General features: G+C 64.5%; 3 protein-coding genes. 1 reads left to right on the top strand and 2 read right to left on the bottom strand.

Annotation, left to right across the window (positions count from 1 at the left end):
- Window positions 1-393: hypothetical protein (locus FLM9_RS08090; RefSeq protein WP_180365280.1), on the top strand; the 393-nt coding region annotated here is incomplete at its 5' end.
- A 453-nt stretch (window positions 394-846) separates the two neighbouring features.
- On the opposite strand, the gene FLM9_RS02495 is transcribed toward FLM9_RS08090, so the two are convergent.
- Together FLM9_RS02495 and FLM9_RS02490 are read right to left on the bottom strand one after the other, a co-directional pair.
- A complete protein-coding gene (locus tag FLM9_RS02495) occupies window positions 847-1,584 on the bottom strand; it encodes a hypothetical protein (RefSeq protein WP_074457105.1) in 738 nt (245 codons plus the stop codon).
- Window positions 1,524-2,002: hypothetical protein (locus tag FLM9_RS02490; protein ID WP_218969724.1), on the bottom strand; the 479-nt coding region annotated here is incomplete at its 5' end. The genes FLM9_RS02490 and FLM9_RS02495, both read right to left, overlap by 61 nt.

Raw genomic sequence — 2,002 nt, 5'->3', positions numbered from 1 at the left:
GAACCAGAAGCGCAACCATCTGGGGGTGGTGGTGCCGATGTTGCTGGCCCTGAGCCGGAACAGGGGGAGAGTACCCTTAATGGACTGGACAAAGTCAAGGCCAGCCAAGTCGACGCACCATTCCAGGATGCAGACGACAGCGCAACCCTGGACGTGGCGCTGGAAGATGATCCTGAGAACGTGGCTGCCGCAGGTGAGGGTGGCGAAGGTTTGGTGATTGCCGCAGCCGATGCTGTTGGTGGAGCGCCGCAAGCGATGACTGATGTTTCAGGGGTCGAGACTGAGCCGGCACAATCGGCCGGGGAGGATTCTCCCCAACCTGCTCAGGAGGGGGAGGATTTGGTGGTCAGTAGCTTTGATGAAGTTGATGAGAAACTGCGGGAGGCCAACTGAACTCATCCGCTGATCCGGGGGACAAGCCTTGGCGTAGTGACCATCATTGCGCCAGTTGTGGCATCCCCTCATCCCCCCACCCCTATGCACCGCTCAGGGGTGGTTTGGCAGCAGGTGGATTTCAACAGCCAGCCCCTCCAGACGCGCCGGGAAGCCTGCTTGAAATTGGTCAGGCAGGTACGGATCAGAAGGCCTGGAGCCTGCCAGCCATTGAACCCTTGGTCAGACGGGCCTCCATGAAGGGGCGGGCCTTGCAAAGGTCGGGAGGGCTGTCTGTAAAAAACCCGGTAGGCATGAAAGGGGAATGACATAGTTAACCCCAATTCCAGATCAGGGGACCCGAGGGAACCTGCCCTGGCGCCGGCTTGAGGCTTTTTTACCTGCAGGATGCCCTCTCACCGTGAGAGGCCAGTTGTAGCAGTGGCAAGGGTTGGCAGGGGCCGGTAGCCGTGATCAGAAGTGCGTGGTCCACGCGAGCTGGACCTCATGGTCTGGCGCGTCGCTGTTGTCGTTGCGCTCCCGCCGGGCCAGGTCGAAGGAGAGTGCAGACGACTCCGTCTCGTCTTCAGCCAAGTGCTTCAGGCTCCAGCCGATGCGGTAGTCGCGTCCGCCGTCGTAGAGGACCAGCCCCAGCTCCGGTGTGAGGGTGAAGCGTTCGCCAAAGGCGAAGAGGCCGTAGCTGAGTTGGAGGTCCAAGCGCTGATTCTTCAGGTGGTCATGGCCGCTGTCGTCGTTGGCCGCCAGCCCCTCCAGGGTGACGCGGGAGAGGAGGGCGTCAGCACCACCGGAGGAGGCGCCGCCCATGGTCTGGTTGAGGGACAGGGCGGCGCCCAACTCCGCGTCGGGCTGTTGCCGCCAGGAGAGGGAAGCGGCGAAGCCCCGATCCCGGAAACCGTTGGCAGCGTGGGAGAAGAGGCCACGGCCCCGCCGCTCCGCCTGGAGACCGTGCGACGGGTGGCAGAGGAGGATGCCGCCGCCCAGGCCGAGGCCGAAGCCGGTCTCGGCAGCGCCGTCATCGTGCCGCCGCCCCACCTCCAGGGAAGGGGTGAGCGTTGTGTCGTCGCCTGCCCCGGCCTGGGCATCGGGATGGGGGAGGGTGATGGGCCACTGTGCGTCCAGCCGCAGCCGCGTCACCATGGCAGCGGCTGCCGACAGTCCCGTGGTGGCGCCCGAGGAGATGCCCACGGCCATGGGCATCGGTCTTGCCGATGAGGGTGAAGCAGTGTGCCGCACAGACCCGCTGCCGCCAGCCAGAGGTTCAGGTCCGTTGTCATGGCAGCGCCGTCCTTGCCCGTGGCCAACTCGGGCGTCACCTCCAGTTCAACCTGTCCATAGCCCACTGTGCCCCAGCCCTGCAACCGTTGGCTGAAGCGGTGGCGCCCCCAGGAGAACACCCTGGTGAGGGTGGCGTCCACGTCACCGACTCGCCGGACTCGCCAACGCTTTCCCAGTGGGGGAGCCTGAGTGGCGTCCACGTCACCTGAGGACTCGCCATCATAGCTGCCGCGCCCGTTGGGAGAGCAGGAGCCCGAGCGACTGAAACACTTGCGGCTGAAAACTTCTGCATACAAGAAGGCCGTTGGCTCCCAATAGCCAGCCACCTCACCAT

This window comes from Candidatus Synechococcus spongiarum, assembly GCF_900047545.1.
Lineage (GTDB): Bacteria > Cyanobacteriota > Cyanobacteriia > PCC-6307 > Cyanobiaceae > Synechococcus_B > Synechococcus_B spongiarum_C.
Note: the sequence above shows the minus strand (reverse complement) of the source record. Positions and strands in the feature narration are given on the sequence as shown.

What these genes read in the sequence shown, in the direction of transcription:
- FLM9_RS02495 (WP_074457105.1), bottom strand. Translation starts at nt 1,584, where the DNA reads ATGGCCGTGGGCATCTCCTCGGGCGCCACCACGGGACTGTCGGCAGCC.